Annotated in this window: 16 protein-coding genes; 4 read left to right on the forward strand and 12 right to left on the reverse strand. The window is 52.9% G+C overall.

Translation table 11 applies throughout. From position 1 onward, the window contains the following. Window positions 1-113: 113 nt before the first annotated feature. The 9 genes from H8B09_RS17620 to H8B09_RS17660 form a co-directional block, all read right to left on the reverse strand. Complete coding sequence (locus H8B09_RS17620; RefSeq protein ID WP_191204863.1) at window positions 114-806, reverse strand: stalk domain-containing protein; 693 nt, start codon at window positions 804-806, stop codon at window positions 114-116. Between the two features lie 13 nt (window positions 807-819). Further along, entirely contained in the window at window positions 820-1,956 is a 1,137-nt protein-coding gene (locus H8B09_RS17625) for a TolB family protein (RefSeq protein ID WP_191204864.1), read from the reverse strand. Window positions 1,957-2,104: 148 nt separating this feature from the next. Next, window positions 2,105-3,388 carry a sensor histidine kinase gene (locus H8B09_RS17630; protein WP_318152650.1) on the reverse strand — a complete coding sequence of 428 codons (1,284 nt, stop codon included), beginning with the start codon at window positions 3,386-3,388 and terminating at the stop codon, window positions 2,105-2,107. 217 nt (window positions 3,389-3,605) lie between these two features. Next, window positions 3,606-4,301 carry a response regulator transcription factor gene (locus tag H8B09_RS17635; RefSeq protein WP_191204866.1) on the reverse strand — a complete coding sequence of 232 codons (696 nt, stop codon included), beginning with the start codon at window positions 4,299-4,301 and terminating at the stop codon, window positions 3,606-3,608. Between the two features lie 163 nt (window positions 4,302-4,464). Continuing rightward, complete coding sequence (locus H8B09_RS17640; RefSeq protein WP_224753708.1) at window positions 4,465-5,577, reverse strand: AbrB family transcriptional regulator; 1,113 nt, start codon at window positions 5,575-5,577, stop codon at window positions 4,465-4,467. Window positions 5,578-5,611: 34 nt separating this feature from the next. Continuing rightward, window positions 5,612-6,346, reverse strand: a complete 735-nt coding sequence (locus H8B09_RS17645; RefSeq protein ID WP_191204868.1) for an MBL fold metallo-hydrolase — start codon at window positions 6,344-6,346, stop codon at window positions 5,612-5,614. A 218-nt stretch (window positions 6,347-6,564) separates the two neighbouring features. Further along, the gene (locus H8B09_RS17650; RefSeq protein ID WP_224753709.1) at window positions 6,565-8,283 is read right to left on the reverse strand and encodes an S-layer homology domain-containing protein; all 1,719 of its coding nucleotides are present in this window, start codon (window positions 8,281-8,283) and stop codon (window positions 6,565-6,567) included. Window positions 8,284-8,382: 99 nt separating this feature from the next. Next, window positions 8,383-10,608 (reverse strand): fibronectin type III domain-containing protein, encoded by a 2,226-nt coding sequence (locus H8B09_RS17655; RefSeq protein ID WP_224753710.1) that lies wholly within the window; start codon window positions 10,606-10,608, stop codon window positions 8,383-8,385. A 174-nt stretch (window positions 10,609-10,782) separates the two neighbouring features. Then, window positions 10,783-11,895, reverse strand: a complete 1,113-nt coding sequence (locus tag H8B09_RS17660; protein ID WP_191204871.1) for a HupE/UreJ family protein — start codon at window positions 11,893-11,895, stop codon at window positions 10,783-10,785. A 166-nt stretch (window positions 11,896-12,061) separates the two neighbouring features. On the opposite strand from H8B09_RS17660, the gene H8B09_RS17665 reads away from it, so the two are divergent. The 3 genes from H8B09_RS17665 to H8B09_RS17675 all read left to right on the forward strand — a co-directional run bounded on the left by H8B09_RS17665 (window position 12,062) and on the right by H8B09_RS17675 (window position 15,867). Further along, window positions 12,062-13,303, forward strand: coding sequence for a YibE/F family protein (locus H8B09_RS17665; RefSeq protein WP_397376079.1), 1,242 nt, complete (start codon window positions 12,062-12,064; stop codon window positions 13,301-13,303). Window positions 13,304-13,632: 329 nt separating this feature from the next. Further along, on the forward strand, window positions 13,633-14,346 hold the full coding sequence (locus H8B09_RS17670) for a hypothetical protein (protein ID WP_191204872.1): 714 nt from the start codon (window positions 13,633-13,635) through the stop codon (window positions 14,344-14,346). A 75-nt stretch (window positions 14,347-14,421) separates the two neighbouring features. Further along, the gene (locus H8B09_RS17675) at window positions 14,422-15,867 is read left to right on the forward strand and encodes a polysaccharide deacetylase family protein (RefSeq protein ID WP_191204873.1); all 1,446 of its coding nucleotides are present in this window, start codon (window positions 14,422-14,424) and stop codon (window positions 15,865-15,867) included. A 58-nt stretch (window positions 15,868-15,925) separates the two neighbouring features. On the opposite strand, the gene speE is transcribed toward H8B09_RS17675, so the two are convergent. From speE to H8B09_RS17690, 3 genes are all read right to left on the reverse strand, one after another. Beyond that, a complete protein-coding gene (gene speE / locus H8B09_RS17680) occupies window positions 15,926-16,804 on the reverse strand; it encodes a polyamine aminopropyltransferase (protein ID WP_191204874.1) in 879 nt (292 codons plus the stop codon). A gap of 244 nt (window positions 16,805-17,048) precedes the next feature. Next, entirely contained in the window at window positions 17,049-18,230 is a 1,182-nt protein-coding gene (locus H8B09_RS17685; RefSeq protein ID WP_191204875.1) for an NAD(P)/FAD-dependent oxidoreductase, read from the reverse strand. A gap of 67 nt (window positions 18,231-18,297) precedes the next feature. Continuing rightward, complete coding sequence (locus tag H8B09_RS17690) at window positions 18,298-18,690, reverse strand: DUF1641 domain-containing protein (protein WP_191204876.1); 393 nt, start codon at window positions 18,688-18,690, stop codon at window positions 18,298-18,300. Window positions 18,691-19,051: 361 nt separating this feature from the next. Here H8B09_RS17690 and H8B09_RS17695 point away from each other — a divergent pair, with 361 nt between their 5' ends. Further along, complete coding sequence (locus H8B09_RS17695) at window positions 19,052-19,738, forward strand: glycosyltransferase (RefSeq protein WP_224753711.1); 687 nt, start codon at window positions 19,052-19,054, stop codon at window positions 19,736-19,738. Window positions 19,739-19,750 lie beyond the last annotated feature (12 nt).

A 19,750-nucleotide genomic window follows, 5' to 3' on the forward strand; every position in this document is an offset into this window, starting at 1 on the left:
CTGCAAGGATGACTTTCAAGGACAGCCCTTTTCGTTATGCACTCTGCTGCTGTACCTCACGACGCTCGAGTGCGCAGAACAGAATGCGTAATGGTTGTTGAAACCGACCGGGATTATTTGAGCTTAGCGACACCGACCGCGATCTTCTCGAGCTGCGCTTTGGATACCATTTGGTCCGGGGAGCTGATCGTAACAATGCGATCGTCGAGCTGGAAGCTCAGCATAGGGACATCGCTAGGCGTATACCATTTGGCCTTGACGCCGTTCGATAACGTCACTTCCTTGCTCTCGTAACCGTCCGAATAATCGCGAGGGGACACGTTGACAATCATATGGGAGAAGACGAGATTTACGCCATCGCCCGTACCGACTGCTTTCTGAAAGGCGTCGCCTTTGTTCATCAGCGTAGGAGCGTATGCGGTCTCGAAGCCGTCGAAGCCGGCGAACGCTGCCTTGATCGCCTTGATCTGCGCCGCGGTATAAGTCACGTCGACTACGGCAGCCGTAGTGCCCGTGCCGATGCGGACCTGCTGCGTTGCCGCGTCGTAGACGATCGGCACGTTAAGCGCATCGCTTACCGCTCTTACAGGAAGATAGGTCGTGTTGTTGTAAGTGATTGGAGACAGCTTGTTGCCATTCCCATCCTTTGCGGTGAAGTGGCTGCCGCTCACCTGGATGTCTAGACTGCCGTTCAGATAGGCGGTGATCTTCTGCAAGTTGGTTCCGGCATACACGCCGCCTGCGCCCGCTACCGTCATCCCAAGCACCATTACGCCGAGTACTGATTTCTTCATCATGTTTGTCATATGAATCGCTCCTTTATGATTTAAAATCTATGATTTGCGTTACCGGCAGTCCATTCTCTCCACCTACCGTCACGCCGAGCCGGGTGCCGGAAGGATTCCAACTGAGAGGATACTGCGGGAAATAAGATGGTCCGACAGGCGATACTTTGCCCGTGGCCGAGTCGTATACGTACACGCCGTTCATGCCGCTCTTCTCCTCGGCGTAGACTGAGAAGGCGAGCATCGAGCCGTCCGGGGACCAGGCCACATCGTTAATGAGATCACCCTTGCCGATCATGTAGCCTTGCGCGCTGCCCGCGCTATTGTACATCGTTAACTTGGTACTCGATACGCCTTCGGCGTAGGCGGGGGTTACCGCTATTCGGGTACCGTCGGGGGATAAACGGAACTCTCCTGCTCCCTTGACTAGTGTCGTTGGAGCAGCGTCTCCCAGCGCAAAAGCCTTCAACGTCTGCTTGCCGTCCACATAGTAGATTCTGTCATGGCCGGCTTCGAACTGTTCGAACGTCTCCACGTCCGGGTCATGAAGCGGAATCACTTCGCTCCGGCCATCCGCTTGAATGGCGTAGAGCTCGCCTCGGCCGTTCATGGAGCCGGCTGCTAAGATATAAGTGTCTTCATCCAGCCAGCTGCCTTTCTCGAGATAATTGTCGACCTTTACCTCGATGCGTTGCTGCGTGGTCAGGTTCAGGACGTAGTTCGAAGCGGTGTATTTGTCGTGCCATTCCTGAATGAAGGCGAGCTTGCCGCCCGGGGAGACCGTCTCCCGCACCGTCGCTCCAGGGGCGGATGGCTCTTTAAGGGGCAGCAGCTGCCCTTGCGAGTCGGTGAGCAGGTCGACGTTCGTCTCGAAGTACTCGAACTTCGCTTCTTCCGTCTGCGTAGCGGCCTTGGTCATCTTCGTCAAGATGATGCTCACCTTGTCATCAGACAGCCACTTCGCGATCGCTGCGCCTTCCAGACGATGAATTCGCGACACCGCGACATCATCGTTAGGCTTGCGTCCTCCGTCCTTCACGACGGTCAGCGTCCGACCTTCGTTAGGCGTCAGGATCGACCCGCTGTCCGCCGAGCTGCAACCGGCAAGCCCCGTGGTCACAGCTGCGATGATTCCGAGCATCGCGATTCTCCATGCTCCGTCATGCCCCATTGTCCGTACCTCCTGATCGAGCTGCAGGGATCATCGACTCGCTGGCTTCTGCCGCCGTCTTAAGCGTCATTGACGTCCCTGCTGACTCTAAATATAAAGGCCGGATATCTCGAATAGATATCCGGCTTGTATCGAACTTGTAAACATTTCAGTTCGTCTCTGTATCCTCGGCATCGAAGAGTCGCAGCTCCAAGACGAAACGCGAGCCTTCCGGGCCGGACTCGGCGAGATGAACGGTCCCGCCTTGCTTCTCGGCGAGGCTTCGGACGAGCGGCAAACCCAGTCCTGTGCCGCCCGTCTCGCGGGAACGGTCGTCGCTGACGGTATAGAACGGGTCGAAGATCCGCTCGCGTTCTTCAGGCGGAATCCCGATCCCGGTGTCAGCGATCTCAATCTGCATAAGTTCGCTACCATCGGTGCCCGGCCTGACGGCGTTCGCGATTCGGATTGCTCCGCCTTCCCTGTTATATTTCACCGCGTTATCGAGCAGGTTGAGCAGTATATGGCCAAGGTTGTCTGGGTCCGCCCACACATTACCTTCTTCTAGTCTGGCCTCGATGCGGATATTCCTTGCATCCGCCTTGACTTGAATGCGGCCGATCGCCTCTCTTAGCGCAGGAACGATCGGAAGAGAACGCGCTGCAGCTTGGAAGTCGTAGACGTCCATAGAGGATAGCTTCAACGCCTTCTCTACGAGTTTGTACAGGCGCTTAGCTTCCTGTCGGATCTCCGTGGACGCCTTGTCCAGCAGTTCTGGATCGTCGCCGTACATGCCGAGAAGATCGGAATAAGCGAGAATGGCGGTAAGCGGGGTCTTCAGCTCATGGCTGATGTTGCCGATGAACTGTTTCTGCTGACGTTTCAGCTCCTCGAGTCGGGCAATGGCCTCGATCAGCTTCCGTTTCTCTTCCGTCAGTTCTCGTACCGACGAAGCGATGTTCTCGCTCATCTCGAAGATGCCCCGCGACAGATGCCCGAGCTCGTCCTTGCGGCGTACCGACGGGGAGGCGAGGTATCGGCCTTGCCCGATCCTGCTTGCGTCTTCGTTCAGCCTGGCTATGATGCCGACCTGGCGTCTCACGTACAGGAACCCGATCAGGAAGCCAGCTGCCAGAACGGCGCCCCCGGTCGTCAGGAACAGGTTACGGATGCGGGCGTAGAAGTCTCTCTGCTCGGCGAGAGAGCCGTGGAACTGAACGGTCCCGAGCCGCTCGTCCGCGTTATATAGAGGCGCAAGGTAGAGGATGACATCGCCCTCGGTAATATAAGCGGACTGCCCCTTCGCGGTGATCGCCAGCGCATCCCGGACGTCGGCATGCGGCTGAATCGGCAGCGACGTCCCAGCGAAGCTGCCGTCCGTCTTGTAGAGCGTGACGGCCATGCCGCTTACTTCGCCGATGTCGACCGCGAGGTTCTGACCGCTGTCGTCCATGAACGCGTCCGGCGCCACGCGTTCGCCGGTTAAGAAGGCCTCGCGCACCCGAAGGTTCGCGAGGCTCGCCTGGTGCTCGAACGTTCGCTCTAGGCGGGTTCTTTGGTCCTCGCGGATGCCCGCCAGCACAAGCGAACTGAGCAGGGTCAGCACGAAAGCGAGCAATAGGGCCAGCAGCAAGGAGATGCGCCACTTCATGCCGAAGAAGGGGCTCTCTTCACGGCGCCTTCACCATTTTATAACCAACTCCATAAACGGTCTGGATCAAGCCATGGGCGTCTCCCAGCTTCTTGCGCAGCCGCTGGACATGAATGTCGACGGTGCGCGTTCCCCCGGCGAAGTCCATGTCCCAGACAAGCTCGAGCAGACTCTCGCGGGTATAAACTCTCTCTGGATTGCGCGCGAGCAGCACGAGCAGCTCGAACTCCTTCGGGGTGAGATCAAGGGCTTGGTCCCCTCCGACCCGGGCGGTGTGGGCTGAAGGATCGACGACGAGCTCGCCGATCGTCAGAATCTCTCGCTCGGAAGCAACGGCTTTCGGCGGCGGGGCGGGAGTCCGGCGTCGCGCGAGCGCCTTCACTCGGGCAACCAATTCCCTCATGTCGAAGGGCTTGGTCATATAATCGTCGGCCCCCAGCTCCAGGCCGATCACTTTGTCCACGATGTCATTCTTCACCGTAAGCAGCATGATGGCCGGTCGATCCGTCCCTTCGAGACGGCGGCATACTTCATATCCGTTTAACTTAGGCATCATGACGTCGAGAACAAGAACGTCGGGGCGGAACGAACGTACCTTCTCGAGCGCCTCCTGGCCGTCCGAGGCCGTCTCTACCTCGTAGCCTTCTCTCTTGAGCGCATACGCGATGGCGCCTGAGATACTGGCCTCATCGTCCACCGCCAACACTTTGATCATCTTCGTCAGCCTCCTCTTCTATATAATGTACCCGGTTCCGATCTAATGCGTCGCGCCGATTTTCGCACGAAGCTATCTTACGGGCTATGGATTTCAAACTGAACTTTTTCCCTCCAGAAAAAGAGGAGGCCCCTAAGTCCGCTTGGACCTGGGGCTACCCGACTCACACGCCTTGCTGCTGCACCTTGCGACGTTTCAGCGCGCGGAACAGTAAGCGAAGGAGTGGAGGAATGGCGAAGTAGATGAACCACGTCCGGAAGATTTGATAACCGGTAACGATGGAGATGTCGGCATTGACTTCATGCGCGATAATGCCCATCTGATCCATGCCGCCTGGCGCCAGACTTAAGAAGGCAGTCGTGCTGGAGATGGCATGCAGCTGTGTCAGCAAGTAACTGAAGCCGATCGTGCTGGCGATAAGAAGGGTGCTGCTCGTAATAGCGAGAAGTACAACGCGTCCTTTATTCTGCAGCTTCTCCGGCTTAAGCAGCAGACCGACATAGGTGCCGATCATAACCTGCGCTGCGCTAAGTGCCCAGACGGGAAGCGCGGGGCCTTCGACGCCAGCCAGGTGGAGGATTGCAGTAATGATCATCGGGCCTAACATATAGGCAGATGGAAAATGAATTTTGTTCGCGAGCAGCGCGGCGGCCACACTGGCCACTGCATACAACGCCACGACTCCCCAGCCCGTGCTGGCCAAGGTTGCTGCATGTTCAACGACAGCACTCACCGTATCGGACGCTGCTCTGGCACTGCTGCCTCCGCCGAACATCGGACTGAAAACGAGCACGGGTACGCAGAAAATGATCATCAGCAGCCGTACGACCTGCAGAAACGCGACGACCGTCAGATCGATCCCTTTGGTATCCTCTGCCAAGACGACCATTTGCGTAAGTCCGCCTGGAATGCTGCCCATTAAGACCGTCGGGAAAGGCAAGCCGGACAGCCGCGTAATCATCCATGCTAGCAGGCAGCATAACAGGATTAGAATGAACGTCATCAGCGCCATGGTAGGCAGTTGATGACCGATCTGGCGCAATGTCGTCATTGTGAAGGTCAGACCGATCGAATAACCGATCAGGATAAGCGCTGTATCGCGAATCCAGCCTGGCCATGACGGGCGAACGGTCTTCACCACTCTCGAACCGATCAAGGTGAACGTCATCGGACCAAGCAGCCAAGGCAGCGGAACATGCAGCAGCTTGAACAGCAAGCCACCTACCAGCGAGAGCGTTAATGTATACAAAAGCCTTACGACAGGATGTGCAGTCAAAGATGATTGGCTCATATCGTTTCAAGCAGCATGCTTATGCTTCCGAGGATGCGATCTCGGCGATACGCTGCTGCACCTCCTTGCCGCTGACAAGTCCGCCGTGGTAGCAGATGACGTTGTCAATCTCGAATGAAGCAAGCTTGTTAAGCGAACGCAGCGCCTTCGGATAGTCGGGAGTGAAAGGCGGGTTCGGGCCATTCAGCACGCCATCCGCAGCAGTCAATGCATCGCCTGCGATAAGCGTCTTGCTTGGTGCATGATAGAAGCTAATATGGCCTGGCGTGTGGCCAGGTGTATGGATAACCGTCAACCCGCCGCCGAACGACAGGGTTTCACCGTTCGACAATACATTCGTTACATTCGCATGTTCGCCGGAGAATACGTTCAGGAATGCTTGCCGCACCGGATAAGGCATCGATTCCAGCAGCGAAGCACGGCGTTCAGGACTCACTTTGATCATTGGCGCAGTTCCATTGATCGGGGCGCGATCTTCTTCATGCGCATAGACTGGAATTTCTCTTCCTGCCGGTGCGTCCAGCCATTGCGGCAGACCGCCGATATGGTCAATATCCTGATGAGTCAGAATGATGCCCTGCAGCTTGCTCACATCAAGACCTGCTTCTGTAATCAGCGCTTCAATGGGGCCTCGGCTGCCGGGAAGTCCCGTATCAATGACCCAGTAACCGTCCGCGTCATAAACGACGGTCGGGTTGATTTGCATAGGACCGGCTTTCAATTCGAGCATTTCAATGCCTTGTGCAATTCGCATACGTTACTGCCTCAGCCAGCATTGCCAGCTTCGGCACACCTCCTCATATTTGGTTTTAATTGGAATAAAATTGCAAACATCTATTGATTTCACTATAGAACTATACCTAATCGAGTGTCAAATGAGGCAACTGCACGGATCACCGTCACCGTTTGCGGCGGGTACAGACAAACGCCCGCATACCTCGTCAGCGACGATGGCATGCGGGCGAATGATGATTAATACAGCTCTTCGTAGAGCAGACGCAGCACTTTCGCTGCTTCCGCACGAGTCAGATGGTCGAGCGGACGGAGCTTGCCGTCGCTGCCGCTAATGATGCCCGAAGCAATCAGCTTGCTAACGCTCTCCTGTGCATAAGCGGATACTTGCTTCGCATCCTTGTACGCCTTCAGTTCGGCCGTCTTCGTCAGCGGGTGACCGGAAGCGGTGAATGCGCGCTCCAGCAGCACCATCATATCTTGGCGCGTCACTGGCGACTTCGGACGGAACTCGTTTTTGCCGGAACCCGATGCAAGGCCAAGCGCTTTCGCCGTCATAACGGCATCGTAGTAATAAGCATTAGCTGGTACGTCGCTGAAGCCTTCGCCCGATTCTTCGGCATGCTTGCCAAGTACACCGACCAGCAGCTTCGTGAAGTCTGCGCGCGTGATTTCGGCATTAGGCGCGAAGCGGGTTGCTGAAGTGCCTGTAATGATGCCGCGTACGGCTAGCGCTTCGATATCTTTGCGCGCCCAAGACGTTGCGATGTCATCGAACGTCTTCGTGCTTTTAATAACAGTATAGGTGCTGAAATGCGTCGCTTGGAACACAACGGCTCCGCTTTCCGCATGGTAGCGGCCGCTTGGTACGATTTGAACATTGCCGCTCCCATCAATATAAGCAGCAAGGATGCCATTCAGATCGCCGCGCTCAGCGTCTGTTGGCGCGTAAGGGATAGAGACGGTCACGGGCGCATTGTTGTTGTTCCATGCAATTGGTTTGCCATCGAGTTCGAAGCTCAGATCGATTACTGGTTTACCGCCAAGCTGCTGCTTAACCGCCGATGACAGGGCAGCGGCATCAACTTTCTTAATGACGAGCGTAATCGTTGAAGCAGAGCCAAGCTGGTTAGCCGGGATGACATGGTCAGGAAGCGTAACCGTACCGAATGGCGTCTCGATTCGGATATAGCGGCGCTCGTTCGAGTTCACGAAGAGCGAGGAAAATTGGACGGCGATTTCATTCGCGCTGCCGATCTCGTCTTGTTTTACTTTGAAGACAGCCGTTTTGACGCCTTGTGCATCAGTCGAACCATTCTCCAGCGCCGTAAGCGCCGTGAAATCATCTACGTTAAACAGATAGCGGCCTTTGTTCGGCTGTTCATTAGAGCCATTCGAGTCTGTGCCGCCGGTATTGCCGGTATTACCAGTATTACCTGGATCAGTTGGCGTGACCGATGTCGTATTGCGAGTAATCGTGACTGTCTTGTTCGGAGCTAAGCTCTCTTTATTTGCTGTGCCGACTCCGGTAATCGTCGTAACATTCGTTTCCACGATTGTAGCGGAGGCTGACGCGTTATCTGCATAGTTAAAGGTGAGCGTGCAGACGGTGAAATCACCATTGTAACGGTTTGTCGTATCGACGAAACCAAAGTATTGCGTATTGTTGCTGACTGCGGATACTCTGTTGTTGCTCACGGTTTGATTGTACGAAATGTCTTTGAGCGTAATGGGTCCATTGAGCTTTACTCCGAATTCCAAGCTGCTGAAAGGATCGTGCTTGCCCATGACGATGTCGACCGAGAAGGTAGAGGCAGAGCTGTCGACAGCAACGGCTTGCCGCGACCATTGAATAAGATCCGACCCGCTGCTGCTGGCAGAATCAGCGGCAAATACGTTCATAGGGAGAACCAAGCAGCAGATGAAGAGAAGGACGGCTATTCGTTTGATTTTCATCATCGTGAACTCCTCGTTATTTTAGAATAGCAGGAGGAGGCGCTGTTGCCTTCTCCTGCTTCATTGAATGGCTTGCGCCGATGCAGCGAATTGAACGCTATTTTAATTCTTGTTGTGTGCTTCTTGAACAACGGCAGTCATAATGAGCGTCAAGTCCGTTACGTCGACAACATTATCGAAGTTTACGTCTGCGCGCGAAGCAGTAGGCCATTTGTCTGTATCAGCGGAGGTGACACGGTACGATTCGATAGCGCGCGATACGTCGGAGATCGTCAGATGGCCATCTCCCGTAACATCCATAATGTCTTTGTACGAACGAAGAATCGTGGACGCGAATGGCGAATCAACGTTAGCGACGATCTCATCGTTGTTGCTAATGCCGATGCTTGAGGCAGTCGATGCTTTTGCCAGCTCAATGTCGGCTTGTACTTTGTATGCACTTGGGTCGACCGGATCGAAGTTCAGCTTGATCAAGTCCGTGAACTCATTCAATGTAAGCGGATCTGTATAGGCAGCCAGAATGCGGACCGCACCATTCTTGTCATCGTTCACTTGGATAAGGCCGTTAATAGCGCCAACATTCGATGCTTGCTTAAACTTGAATTTATCAGCGTCATAATTGATCGTTACGTCAAGCGACGTCACTTGTTTCGCATGTCCGAGGGAGAGGTAGAATTCGGCATTCTCATCCGTCGTGCGGATAATGACGCCTTGCTTCGCGTAAACCTTCACATACGAAGCGGCTTGAGCTACTTGAATGTCGAACGTGTCCGTGTACGCTACGCCGGCAACCGTGTATGTGACGGTGATTGCTTTCGTACCAGCAGAGCTTGCGTCAAAGCCTGTAACCGTTACATCGCTCGGGGAGAGCGCAGTCGTGGAACCGTCAAGGTTGATTTTGTTTACAACCATGCCAGTCGTGTCAAGCGCGGTGTCGTCCGTTGTATACGTCAGTTTCGTCGGAGGAACTACGTCGAGGCCGTTCGTGTCTGTTTTCACCATCGTGTACGTGTCGACGAGTGCGCTCGCATCTGTTTTGTCTGCACGGTAGGTGTTAACCGTAATCGTGTTGTGGTCAATATTGATCATGGAGTACGTTGGAACCTTCAGCTGGCTGCGCACTTCCGAATATACCTCGGGCGTTGCTTTGAGCTCGTAGTATTTGCTGCCGCTTGCCGAGTTCGCCGTGATGTATGCGATACCCGTCGGGTTGATGACGCGACCGTTAGCGTCAACCGTCTGGTTAAGCTGTTTCTGGTCGGCTTGCATTTGGTACGTGCGTACGTACGAGTGGTCATGGCCCATGAAGACGATGTCAATCTTGTATTGATCGAATACTGGGAACAGAGCGGCGCGAAGATTCGCGATACCTGCCTCTGTCGAGTGGTTTGCTGCGCTGTAGATCGATTGGTGGAACGTTACGATCTTCCAGCGTGCATTCGGATTAGCCTTAACGGCCTGATCGATGAAATCCGCATGCGTAGCGCCGCTTGGATTGTTCGTATTCAGGACGATAAAGAGCGATTCGCCATACGTATAGTAGTAGTCGCCGCCGGCGCTCGTCACGCCGTTCGTTGTCGATTCGTTCGGTTGGTTGAAGTGATACTTGTAGTTCACCGCCGTATCGTGGTTACCGACAACCGTCGCTACCGGAATGCTGCGGAGCAGGGAGGGGCTCAGGTACTGCGAATATTCCGTTTCGCTTGTCGCTGTGTTGACTTGGTCGCCAGCGGACATGATGAAGCTGAAGTTCGGGAACATGCTTCTCGCCGTAGTCAGCGTGTTATTCCAGCCCGCAGCATCTGTAGTTGCGTTGCCGCCAGCGCCGATCTGAGGGTCGCCGACGAACATAACGCTGTATTGGTTGGCATTTTGCGTTTTGAATTCATAAAGGCCGCTCCAGTGATCCGGACTTCCATCACCGATGCGATACACATAATCGGTTGAAGGAAGCAGACCTTTAATGGTTACTTTGTTCGAATAAGAGGTGCCAGCTTGCGTAGTCGTGCCGGTGACCGAGGTTGCAACGCTTTCTGGATCAATTGCTGCAAGCAGGTCAGCTTTCCGTCCGAACTGCACGACTGCAGCGGCAGGGTTCTCCGCGGTATACCATGTGAAGTTCAGTTCCGACTCGTTTGCACCTGGGTTAAGCGCAATGTTGCTCCACGTGTAAGCAGCGGTAACGGCTTGCGTTGTAACGCCAGTTTGGGTGTCATCCGCAGCGTTAATAATCGATGCTGTCAGCGACGATGTCAGTACCGTTGCTAGCAGAAGCGAGTACAAGCTCTTGCGGATACCTTTGCGATGCGTGTTTAAAACATTAAACAAGATAATACCCTCCCTCAGTGTAGTTGCCGGTCGAACAGCTTGTCCGATCTGGCACCGCATACAATCGTAGATTCAATATGTCATGGGAATGTTAAGTAACTTAGGAATAATTTATAAAGTAAAGTAAATAAATCCCGATTGTTTCCTGTCGAAGAGGAGCGGTCGTAATTGCGGTTACATAAATGCACGTTGAATGAGCCAGATGAGACCGCAGCACGAGATAGCGGCGGACATCGCTGGAATCGTCCAACGGATTCGACGGCCATAATGAATGGCTGGGAATAACAGAAGCACAATCATAATTTGACCGAATTCGATGCCAACGTTGAATGTAAGCAGGGAAGCAGCCAGCTGTCCGCCATCCAGACGCATCTCTGACAATGTGCCTGCGAAGCCAAAGCCGTGAATAAGCCCGAAACCAAAGGCAAGCAGCATATTATGCTTCGTTGCGCTTTTCTTGTTAAGTACGCTATTAATCGCGACATAGATGATGCTAAGCGCAATGACCGATTCGACGAACCGGCTTGGCAGAGATACAACGCCGAAGCCTGCAAGCAGCAGCGTTATCGTATGGGCAGCGGTGAACGAGGTGATGACGCCAAGAATTTGCTTAATGGAGCGTGCGCCAATAAGCAGACCGAGCAGGAACAGAATGTGGTCGTAACCCGTAAGGAGGTGCTCGATGCCAAGGATGAAGAACTGCTTGATCGCTCGCAGCGCGCTCAGTTCGCCAAGCTTGATTTCACGAGTATCGAGAGAAAGGACATAGCTCTGCTTGCTGCCGCCGCTGCCATCGAGTGACATGGTGACATAGTTGACATGCCATTGATCGACGTCGTCGAAGATAGGTTGATAGTCGAGCACGAAGTGTTCGGGCTTATCGCCGACATGGAAACGCAGAATGGCTTCCGCATAGGGTTGGTCGCGCGCTTCTGTTCTTTTGATGGACAGCATTTCGCCTTCGAGAGGTAAGCTGTCGGCGTAAAGCTTGATTGTGTCGAGCAAATAGTCCGCCATCTCCTGTCGGCGGTCCTGCATCAGCTTGTCCAGCACAGGAGCGGAGAAGTCACCTACATCAATGTCGTTTGGTGCGACGGCAAGACGCAGATCATAAAGATCGATGCGCAGATCATACGTAATGTCGCCATTCTCCAGCGTAATATCGGAATAGGCGACGCTGTCACCACCGTGAGCATAGGCTGCTGGGGCAGAGGCTAGCATCATCGTAAGCAGCATCAGCCCTAGAAGACCGATCGCATATAAGCGGTATGTCCTGCTGCGTTTCATCGTTCTACAACCTCCCGAGAAATTCGTCAAAGTTCCCAATGATCGTACGGCTTATTTGTAAAATACAATCAGTTAAATTATGTAATTTTTGTAAATTAACAGACGCGTAACAATTCATTCGTATGATAGTGGCAAATTGGATCGAATCATGCGGAGGGACATGGACGTGGGAGACTGGATTAAGAGGCTGTCACAGCCGAAACTTAGATCGGCCTTATTTGTAATTATGCTGCTCGTACTTGTTGGGGCGGTGTATCGGTTCAATCGGCTGGATGAGTTTTCTTATAACGAAACAGGGGGCACCTCCTATATTCGTTATGAGAAGGCCCGAGTAGTGGAGATAACGGATGAACAACTGGAGAAGGATCCGAAGATCAGCGGCCTGTACCACGGAACGCAGCAGCTGACGCTAAGGCTGTTGAGCGGGGAGCACAAGGGCGAGACCGTATCGGTCACGAACTATCTAAGCACAATGTACAACGTACATGCGAAGCCGGGGATGAAGCTGATCGTTGATGTCGATTCGGCGAACCAAGACCGATACACTGTAACCGTTTATAGCTATTATCGAGCGCCGCTGTTGTACGGTATGGTCGGCATATTCCTCGCATTTCTGTGGGCGATTGGGGGGAAGAAGGGACTTAAGTCAGCCGCCGGCCTTGTTCTTACGTTCGCTAGCATCGTGTTCTTGTTTATACCGATGCTGTACCGTGGATACTCGCCGATGCTGGCAGCCATCTTGGTTGTGACGATTACGATTGTTTTCACCTTGCTACTGCTAGATGGATGGAGCTCGAAGTCGATATCAGCGATCCTCGGCACGATGATTGGGGTTGTCCTGGCGGGTGTGCAGGCAAGCCTAGCAGGCGAGATGCTGCACATATCGGGCTTTAATACGCCGGATTCGGAGACGCTTATTCTAATCGCGGACAATACCGGTATGTCGGTAGGCGGGCTGTTGTTTGCGGGCATTCTGCTGGCAGCGCTTGGCGCCATTATGGACGTGGGCATTACAGTTGCTTCCGCTGTCTATGAAGTGTACAAGACCAATCGGGAGCTTGGCTGGCGGTCATTGTTCCTGGCGGGCATGAACGTTGGCCGCGATATGATGGGGACGATGGCAACGACGCTCATTCTTGCGTTCACAGGCTCCTCGCTTATGTCCCTGATCGTGCTGTATGCGTACAAAGTTCCGTTCACCCAGCTGGTGAACATGAACATGGTGACGATCGAGGTTCTTCAAGGCATTACCGGCAGCATCGGCGTCATTCTGACCGTTCCGATCGTGGCGCTTGTCTCGGCGAGGTTTATGCCGTATTATGACAGACTTCGGCAAGCGCAGCAGCTGCAGACAGGGGCGTCAGTGGACAAGCAGAATGTGCAGGAGCAGGAACATTCCATCGCCTGAGGCTAATTGGGATAGAGGTGTGTATAAAGTCCTCTATCTGGCGATTAGGCGAGATAGAGGAGAGAAGTGCACCTCTTCCGTATAAGCAGAGGGCGGCCTTCCCGCCTGCGAATGTGAGAAACTAATAGCGACCGAGCTCCAATTGGAGCTCGGTCGTCTTTGTTTTCGGTAACATACTAAACTGCGCGTTTAGGACCTAAGTAGCAATTAAATTTAGGGATAAAGTCTCGTCTTGCTCATACTCAATTCCTCTATAATAAGAATAAGATCATTTCGACATATTGTGCGAATAACTTACATAATTATACTTATAAGGTGAGGGGCAGGACATGAGGTCTCCTTTTTTTAAAAAGAAAGATTCATCACCCGTTAAAGAAACGGACCCGCAACTGAATAGACCGGAACTAGAAGAAGAGCCCCAGACGAAGTCGGAGGACGCTCTTGTCTATTCGGCTGCCGCCGAAGAGGAACCGTCACCGCTTGCGACGTCGATCAACAAGACGCATATGGACAAACGCTCGCTCGATCTCGTATTCGCCGTTGAGCAGGTCATCCAGGCTAGACAGCATGCAGAACGGAACCTACAAGAGCTGCAGGATCGGCTGACGCATTCCAGTGGTTATGTGGACCGCTTGAACCGTGAGGTGAAAGCGCTCAATCAAGTGATCAGCGACCGCGAGAAGAACATTCTCGAGCTCGAGCGCAAGCTGACGGACAAGAACCTGAAGGTTGATCAAGCGATGGAAGATTATCGCGAGTTGCAAGGCACGCTGACAGGGGAAATCGAAGAAATGAAGAACGCGATCGAGCTTGAGCAGCAGAAGTACGGCAGCCTGCTGCAGAAACATAATGAAGCACTGGCCGATAAGGTGAAAGTGATCAATGAATTTGAGGACAAGCTGAACAGGCTTGAGGTTGAGAATACCCACCTGAAGCAGAAGTACGAAGCGATGCGCGAAGAGAAGACCTACTTGGCGAATATGATCAGCGATTTCACAAGCCGAATGTCCGCGCCGCTTGGACAAGGAAAGAGCAACAGCTAATAATAATTGAATAGTAACGGTTCCTTGTCATGATAGATGAATGTGGAGAAACGGCAAGGGGAGGACGAGGGCTCTATGGCACATAATACGATTCCGATGGTTGAGCTGTTATCGCTCAAGCAATCGTCTAACCGTTACCAGATGGAGATCGCGATTACCCGCGGGGGCGGAGAAGCGCACATCGATTGGTTTGAGCTGGACGATTTCACATATGGCCAGCTGTCTCTACTGCACATGGAAGACTATCGAATGCGATTGTCGCTGTATGCCAAATGGGATCCGTACAAGCGGCATTACTATAGCACGATCGTTCGAATGAAAGGTACTTTCCAGGAGACGCTGTATTTTATTTGTTCTAACACCTACATACAAGGGTTGTCTGAGCTGCGGAAGAAGTTGTCCGAAGAACAGCCTGTAACAGCGTCGAGTACGCCAGAGGCAGATCAAGCTGTTAATTCGACAGCGCCTGCAGCCGAATTAATGTCCAAGCAGCTGGCTAAACAGCTTTCCCGTAGAAGGATGCTGCAGCGAAGCCACGGCTTGCTCTGGAAAGCCTCGCTGTTAAGCTTGGTGCTGCTGCTCGCGATGATGTTCCGCATGCAGGAGTTGTCGTTCGTCGATAAGCTTGATGCAATCAATGAGCATTCCTCGCAATCGGCCCGGACAAGCTATCCATCAATGGTGGTTGAGGCTGCTGTCAACGTACACGCAGCGGGTGCGGGTTCGGCTAACAAAGTGCAGATCGAACCGTTTGACACCGCAGTGCCCCAATCGGGAACGTCAGGAGCAGCGAAGCCGGACTCCAAGACTGACGATGTGCAGACGGGCGAGCAGCAGCCTTCGAAGGAGCAACCCTCTGCGGGAGAGAAGCAGCCCGCGAAGACGGAAGAGCCGCCGAAGCAGACGAAGGAAGCAGCGAGCAATGCGAGTGTGCAGCTTCAGGAATTGAAGTCGGATGGGTATACGTATAGTTTGCCCAAAGGGTATGTGGCCTTAACTTTCGACGACGGTCCTTCGGCGTACACGAAGCAGATCGTCGATATTTTGAAGGACAATGGGATTGCTGGAACGTTCCTCTTTATAGGGAAGAACGCAAGCCGTCATCAAGAAGAGGTCCGCTATGCAGTTGAGCAAGGCATGTCCGTGGGCAACCATTCCTGGGACCACAGCAAGCTGACGAAGCTGAGCGATAAGTCGAAGCTGGCGAACATTGCGCAGACGAATGAAGAGCTGATAAGCAATGGAGCAGAACAGGTAACATTGTTCCGGCCGCCATACGGTCTCATTAACAGCGCGCTTGCTGCGCAGGTGAAGAAGCAGAATATGAAGGTGCTCATGTGGAATCGCGACCCGGAGGATTGGAATGCGGACACGCGTGATGAAATTTTAGATTATTTCGAAAAGGTTAATCCTTCTGGTGGTATCTACGTGCTGCATGAGAAGAAGCATACGGTTGAGGCGCTTCCTGCTATTATCGAATACTTAAATAAGAAAAAGTTGAAATTCGTTATTTTCAAATAAACAATGATTTCTGTAAGAGTCCGCTGCCCGTCAGGGTGGCGGATTTTTTGTTGCAGCCTTAGGATAGCAGGCCTCGCACATACCGAGGAAGCACGAAGGCTGAGCGGAATAGTTCTGGTGTTATATACTTGGCGTCTTCATCACGCAGGCGCGACAGGTCAGCGTCGAGAGGTTCGTATTGCTTCGATGCAAGTGTGAAGCTCCATATCCCGCCAGGGAAGGATGGGATGAAGCAGAGGTAGGTACGCACGATCGGGAAAAGCCGCTGCAAACTGCGTACAGTGCTGCGCAAGGTGCTGCCATTGTAATAAGGTGATCCTGATTGAATGACGACGATGCCGTCATCGCTCAAGCTGTCATGGACGTATTGATAGAAGGCTGGTTTATATAGCGTAATAGCCGGGCCATAAGGGTCGGAACGATCGATCAGCAATACATCGAACGCTTTCTTGCGCGCTTGAATCCAGCGGTAGCCGTCCGCGTAAGTTAACTGCACACGCTTATCGTTGGCAACGACAGCGGCGTTCGGCATCCATGTTTTGCACACCTCAATCACGCGTTGGTCGATCTCTGCAATTTCAATATGCTCCACGGTGTTGTATTTCAGCGCTACGCTTGCCGGTCCGCAATCGCCGCCGCCGATCATAGCGATTCGCTTAGGTGCAGGATGCGTCACCATCGGAATATGAGTAATCATCTCGTTGTAGACGAACCCGTCCTTCGTTGTTACTTGCGGTGTCCCGTCCAGCACGAACATTCGGCCAAAGCCCTTGGTCTCGACGATGCTGATCTCTTGATAGGCGGATTGCTCGTAGTGCAGAAGCTGCTCGACTAGATAACCTGTCTCCATGTGAAGCTGGGGAAGGTCGTCCCACAGCCACAGCTCGCCGTTCGGCTCCTTCAGAAAGCCAGTTAATGATGATTTCTTGTTCGTCATGTCTTATCAATCCCTCCGTCATGCTGTCATCCAAGATCGGGTTTTGTCCCAACGCTCCTACTATATGAAACAATTAATAGATTCGTATGGGCAGTAATGGAGAGTTGTATGTAAAAAAAGCAACCGACAGATTGGGATCTGCCGACTGCTGATAACGTATAATGGCCAGACGTTCTGTTACTGGAACCGCATAACCGCAACAAAAACGCCAGTGAGCAATAGCTCACTGGCGTGATTCATTGAATTAGTGTGCGAGTGCGAACAGGCCGTTGATGTGCGACAGGTAACGGATGTTCGAAGCTTCTTTCATCAGCGAAGCAGGCAGACCTTTAAGCTGCGTGTTGTTGCCGCCGATGGAGCCTACGCCGTCTTTGCGGCCAAGGCTTGCGAGCGTACCGGAGAAGACAGGATTGAACTTCTCCATAGCGCCGCCACGGATTGCTGCTGCCAGGTTCACGCCAACGAGCTCACCCATTTGCCATGCCAGCTGTGCCGTAGGCGGGTAAGGACGTTCGCTGCCCTCTGGGAATACAACCGCGCAGTCGCCTGCGAGGAATACGTTCGCGTGCGAAGTCGATTGCAGCGTAGCCGTAACCGTGGAACGACCGCGATCTTCTGCGAGTCCGCAGCTGCCGACAATCGGGTTGCCTTTAACGCCGCCCGTCCAGATGATTGTGTTGGAGGCGATAGTGCTGCCGTCCTTGAGCGATACGGTGTCTTTTGTTGCTTCCGTAATCGCAACGCCTGTCAGGAATTTGATGCCGCGTTTCGTCAGGCTCTCAACCGAACGCTCGATGAGCGGTTTCGGCAGCATTGGGAGAATGCTTGGGCCAGCTTCTACGCAGTAGATGCTGATGTCATTGAAGTCAATGCCTTTGCTGCGGCAGATCTCTGGCAGTTTGTCAGCGAATTCGCCAACGAGCTCAACGCCCGTCAGGCCGCCGCCGCCAACAACGATCGTAGCGTCTTTCTTGTCGCCCGATTTCTTGTAAGCGTCAAGACGTGCTTCAACGTGAGCGCGGATTTTGTTCGCGTCATTCGCCGATTTCAGCACGAGGCTGTTCTCTTCAAGGCCTGGGATACCGAAGTAGTTCGTTTCGCTGCCGAGTGCGACAACGAGGTAATCGTACTTCAGCGTGGAGCCGCCATCGAGAACGACTTGGTTCTCGTTCGGGTTGATGTTCTTAACGGAATCAACCAGTACGTTGATGCCTTTGCTGCCCAGCAGTTTATTAAGTGGAAGCGCCACGGCGCCTTCTTTAATCGTGCCGCCAGCAAGACGGTGAAGCTCAGTAATAATTTGGTGTGTAGAGAAACGGTTTACAACCGTAATGGTTGCTTCAGCAGGAGACAGTTCCTTGCGTGCGGACAGCGCTGCAAGGACGCCGCCGTAACCGCCGCCCAGAATCAAAATTTGTTTCGACATGTCCATCCTCCATTCGTACTCAACGGCTTTCGTTGGTTGTGGATCTTCAATCATGGTGCTGCGAAGCTTATTTCCGTTCAGCCAGTACGCTCAAGAAAGCTTGCGCGAAACGAAGCGTTTTTTGAACTTCCGGATCTTTCAGCATTTTGAGCATGCCGAACAGACCAACCGTCGTCGTATCCGCTTGTGCACGTTCATTAGCTTCCATAGCTGCTGCAGCGATGCCTTTTGCTTTCTCCGTTACAGGTGTTACGAATTCGCCAATGCCGTGCGCGAAGTCGTTGATAAGCACCTTATCCGTAGCGATGTTGTACGCGAAGTCATACGCCTTCGTGAGCGTAGTCACCATCTCTGCCAGTTTAGGCAGATTATCCACCAATACAGTCAGGGATTGCTGGATTTCTGGATTCGTCAATTGTTCAAGCACGTCTAACGGTTTGGATTCAACAGATTGCGACATGAGAACGTCCTCCTTTACGTTGAAGTGGGTTAGGTTTTAGTCTTCTCGATTGTGCCAATCACTAACGCGTATCATGTGCTACATAGTTTGCAACATTTTTCACAAAAGAAATCGCAGCATAGGCGTTGTTCTCGGTGAATGGCAAAATGCTTTAGCGACGATGACCTAATCGGTTTGTATACCTATGTTATATAGTTTACACCTTTTTGTTTCGAAATTAAAAAGATTTTTTCAAAATGAAAAGTATTTTTAATGCAAACGGTAACATTATGCATAAGTGTTACTTCCAGGACCATACTATGACGGGTTTTTCCAAACACATCAAAAACGTATTAGGATTAGGATCAGGGAGATGACCGCCATGAAACCATGGATGACGTTTACAGCAGCGGCGTTGATCGCCGCTTCGATCGCGCCGTCGATATCGAATGCCGCAGTAAAGTCGGAAGGAATGAAGGTTTCCATGCAGCTCGCGCCTACCGCAGATGCACGGCAGCAGGTTCTGACGCAGTCGGCTGTTCAGTTCTCCAAAGAGATGCGGAGGTTATGGATCGAGCATATCTTATGGACAGGCTCATACATCGTTAGCGCGATCTCCGGATTGGAAGACCAGCAGCAAGTGCTTTCGCGGCTTCTGCGCAATCAGCAGGATATCGGGAATCTATTCAAGCCGTATTACGGCGATGCAGTAGGCAATCAGCTGACTACTTTGCTTCAGCAGCATATTATGCTCGCGGGCAAGGTGGTTGATGCAGCGAAGGCAGGCAATACGGCCGACCTGAACAAATATAATGCGGAGTGGCATAAGAATGCGGACGACATCGCCCGTTTCTTGGCGGCGGCCAATCCGAGTTGGGGCTTTAAATGGCTGCAGGATATGCTGTATACGCATCTGAAGCTGATCACAGACCAAGTCGTCGCGCGGCTGAAGAAGGATTGGGAAGGGGACATTCACGCCATCGACCAGAACGAGGCGCATATGCTCCAATTCGCCGATGTATTGTCAGACGGTATCGTGAAGCAGTTTCCGAAGCAATTTCAGCAATAAACGTACTCGCCT

This window comes from Paenibacillus terricola (assembly GCF_014779765.1).
Lineage (GTDB): Bacteria > Bacillota > Bacilli > Paenibacillales > Paenibacillaceae > Paenibacillus_T > Paenibacillus_T terricola.

Excerpts from the sequence above, each read along its gene's own strand:
- H8B09_RS17685 (WP_191204875.1), bottom strand. The coding sequence starts at position 18,230 with ATGTCGAAACAAATTTTGATTCTGGGCGGCGGTTACGGCGGCGTCCTT.
- H8B09_RS17695 (WP_224753711.1), top strand. The coding sequence starts at position 19,052 with ATGAAACCATGGATGACGTTTACAGCAGCGGCGTTGATCGCCGCTTCG.
- H8B09_RS17620 (WP_191204863.1), bottom strand. The coding sequence starts at position 806 with ATGACAAACATGATGAAGAAATCAGTACTCGGCGTAATGGTGCTTGGG.
- H8B09_RS17630 (WP_318152650.1), bottom strand. The coding sequence starts at position 3,388 with ATGGACGACAGCGGTCAGAACCTCGCGGTCGACATCGGCGAAGTAAGC.
- H8B09_RS17670 (WP_191204872.1), top strand. The coding sequence starts at position 13,633 with ATGAGGTCTCCTTTTTTTAAAAAGAAAGATTCATCACCCGTTAAAGAA.
- H8B09_RS17635 (WP_191204866.1), bottom strand. The coding sequence starts at position 4,301 with ATGATCAAAGTGTTGGCGGTGGACGATGAGGCCAGTATCTCAGGCGCC.
- H8B09_RS17675 (WP_191204873.1), top strand. The coding sequence starts at position 14,422 with ATGGCACATAATACGATTCCGATGGTTGAGCTGTTATCGCTCAAGCAA.
- H8B09_RS17660 (WP_191204871.1), bottom strand. The coding sequence starts at position 11,895 with ATGAAACGCAGCAGGACATACCGCTTATATGCGATCGGTCTTCTAGGG.
- speE (WP_191204874.1), bottom strand. The coding sequence starts at position 16,804 with ATGACGAACAAGAAATCATCATTAACTGGCTTTCTGAAGGAGCCGAAC.
- H8B09_RS17690 (WP_191204876.1), bottom strand. The coding sequence starts at position 18,690 with ATGTCGCAATCTGTTGAATCCAAACCGTTAGACGTGCTTGAACAATTG.
- H8B09_RS17625 (WP_191204864.1), bottom strand. The coding sequence starts at position 1,956 with ATGGGGCATGACGGAGCATGGAGAATCGCGATGCTCGGAATCATCGCA.
- H8B09_RS17645 (WP_191204868.1), bottom strand. The coding sequence starts at position 6,346 with ATGCGAATTGCACAAGGCATTGAAATGCTCGAATTGAAAGCCGGTCCT.
- H8B09_RS17650 (WP_224753709.1), bottom strand. The coding sequence starts at position 8,283 with ATGATGAAAATCAAACGAATAGCCGTCCTTCTCTTCATCTGCTGCTTG.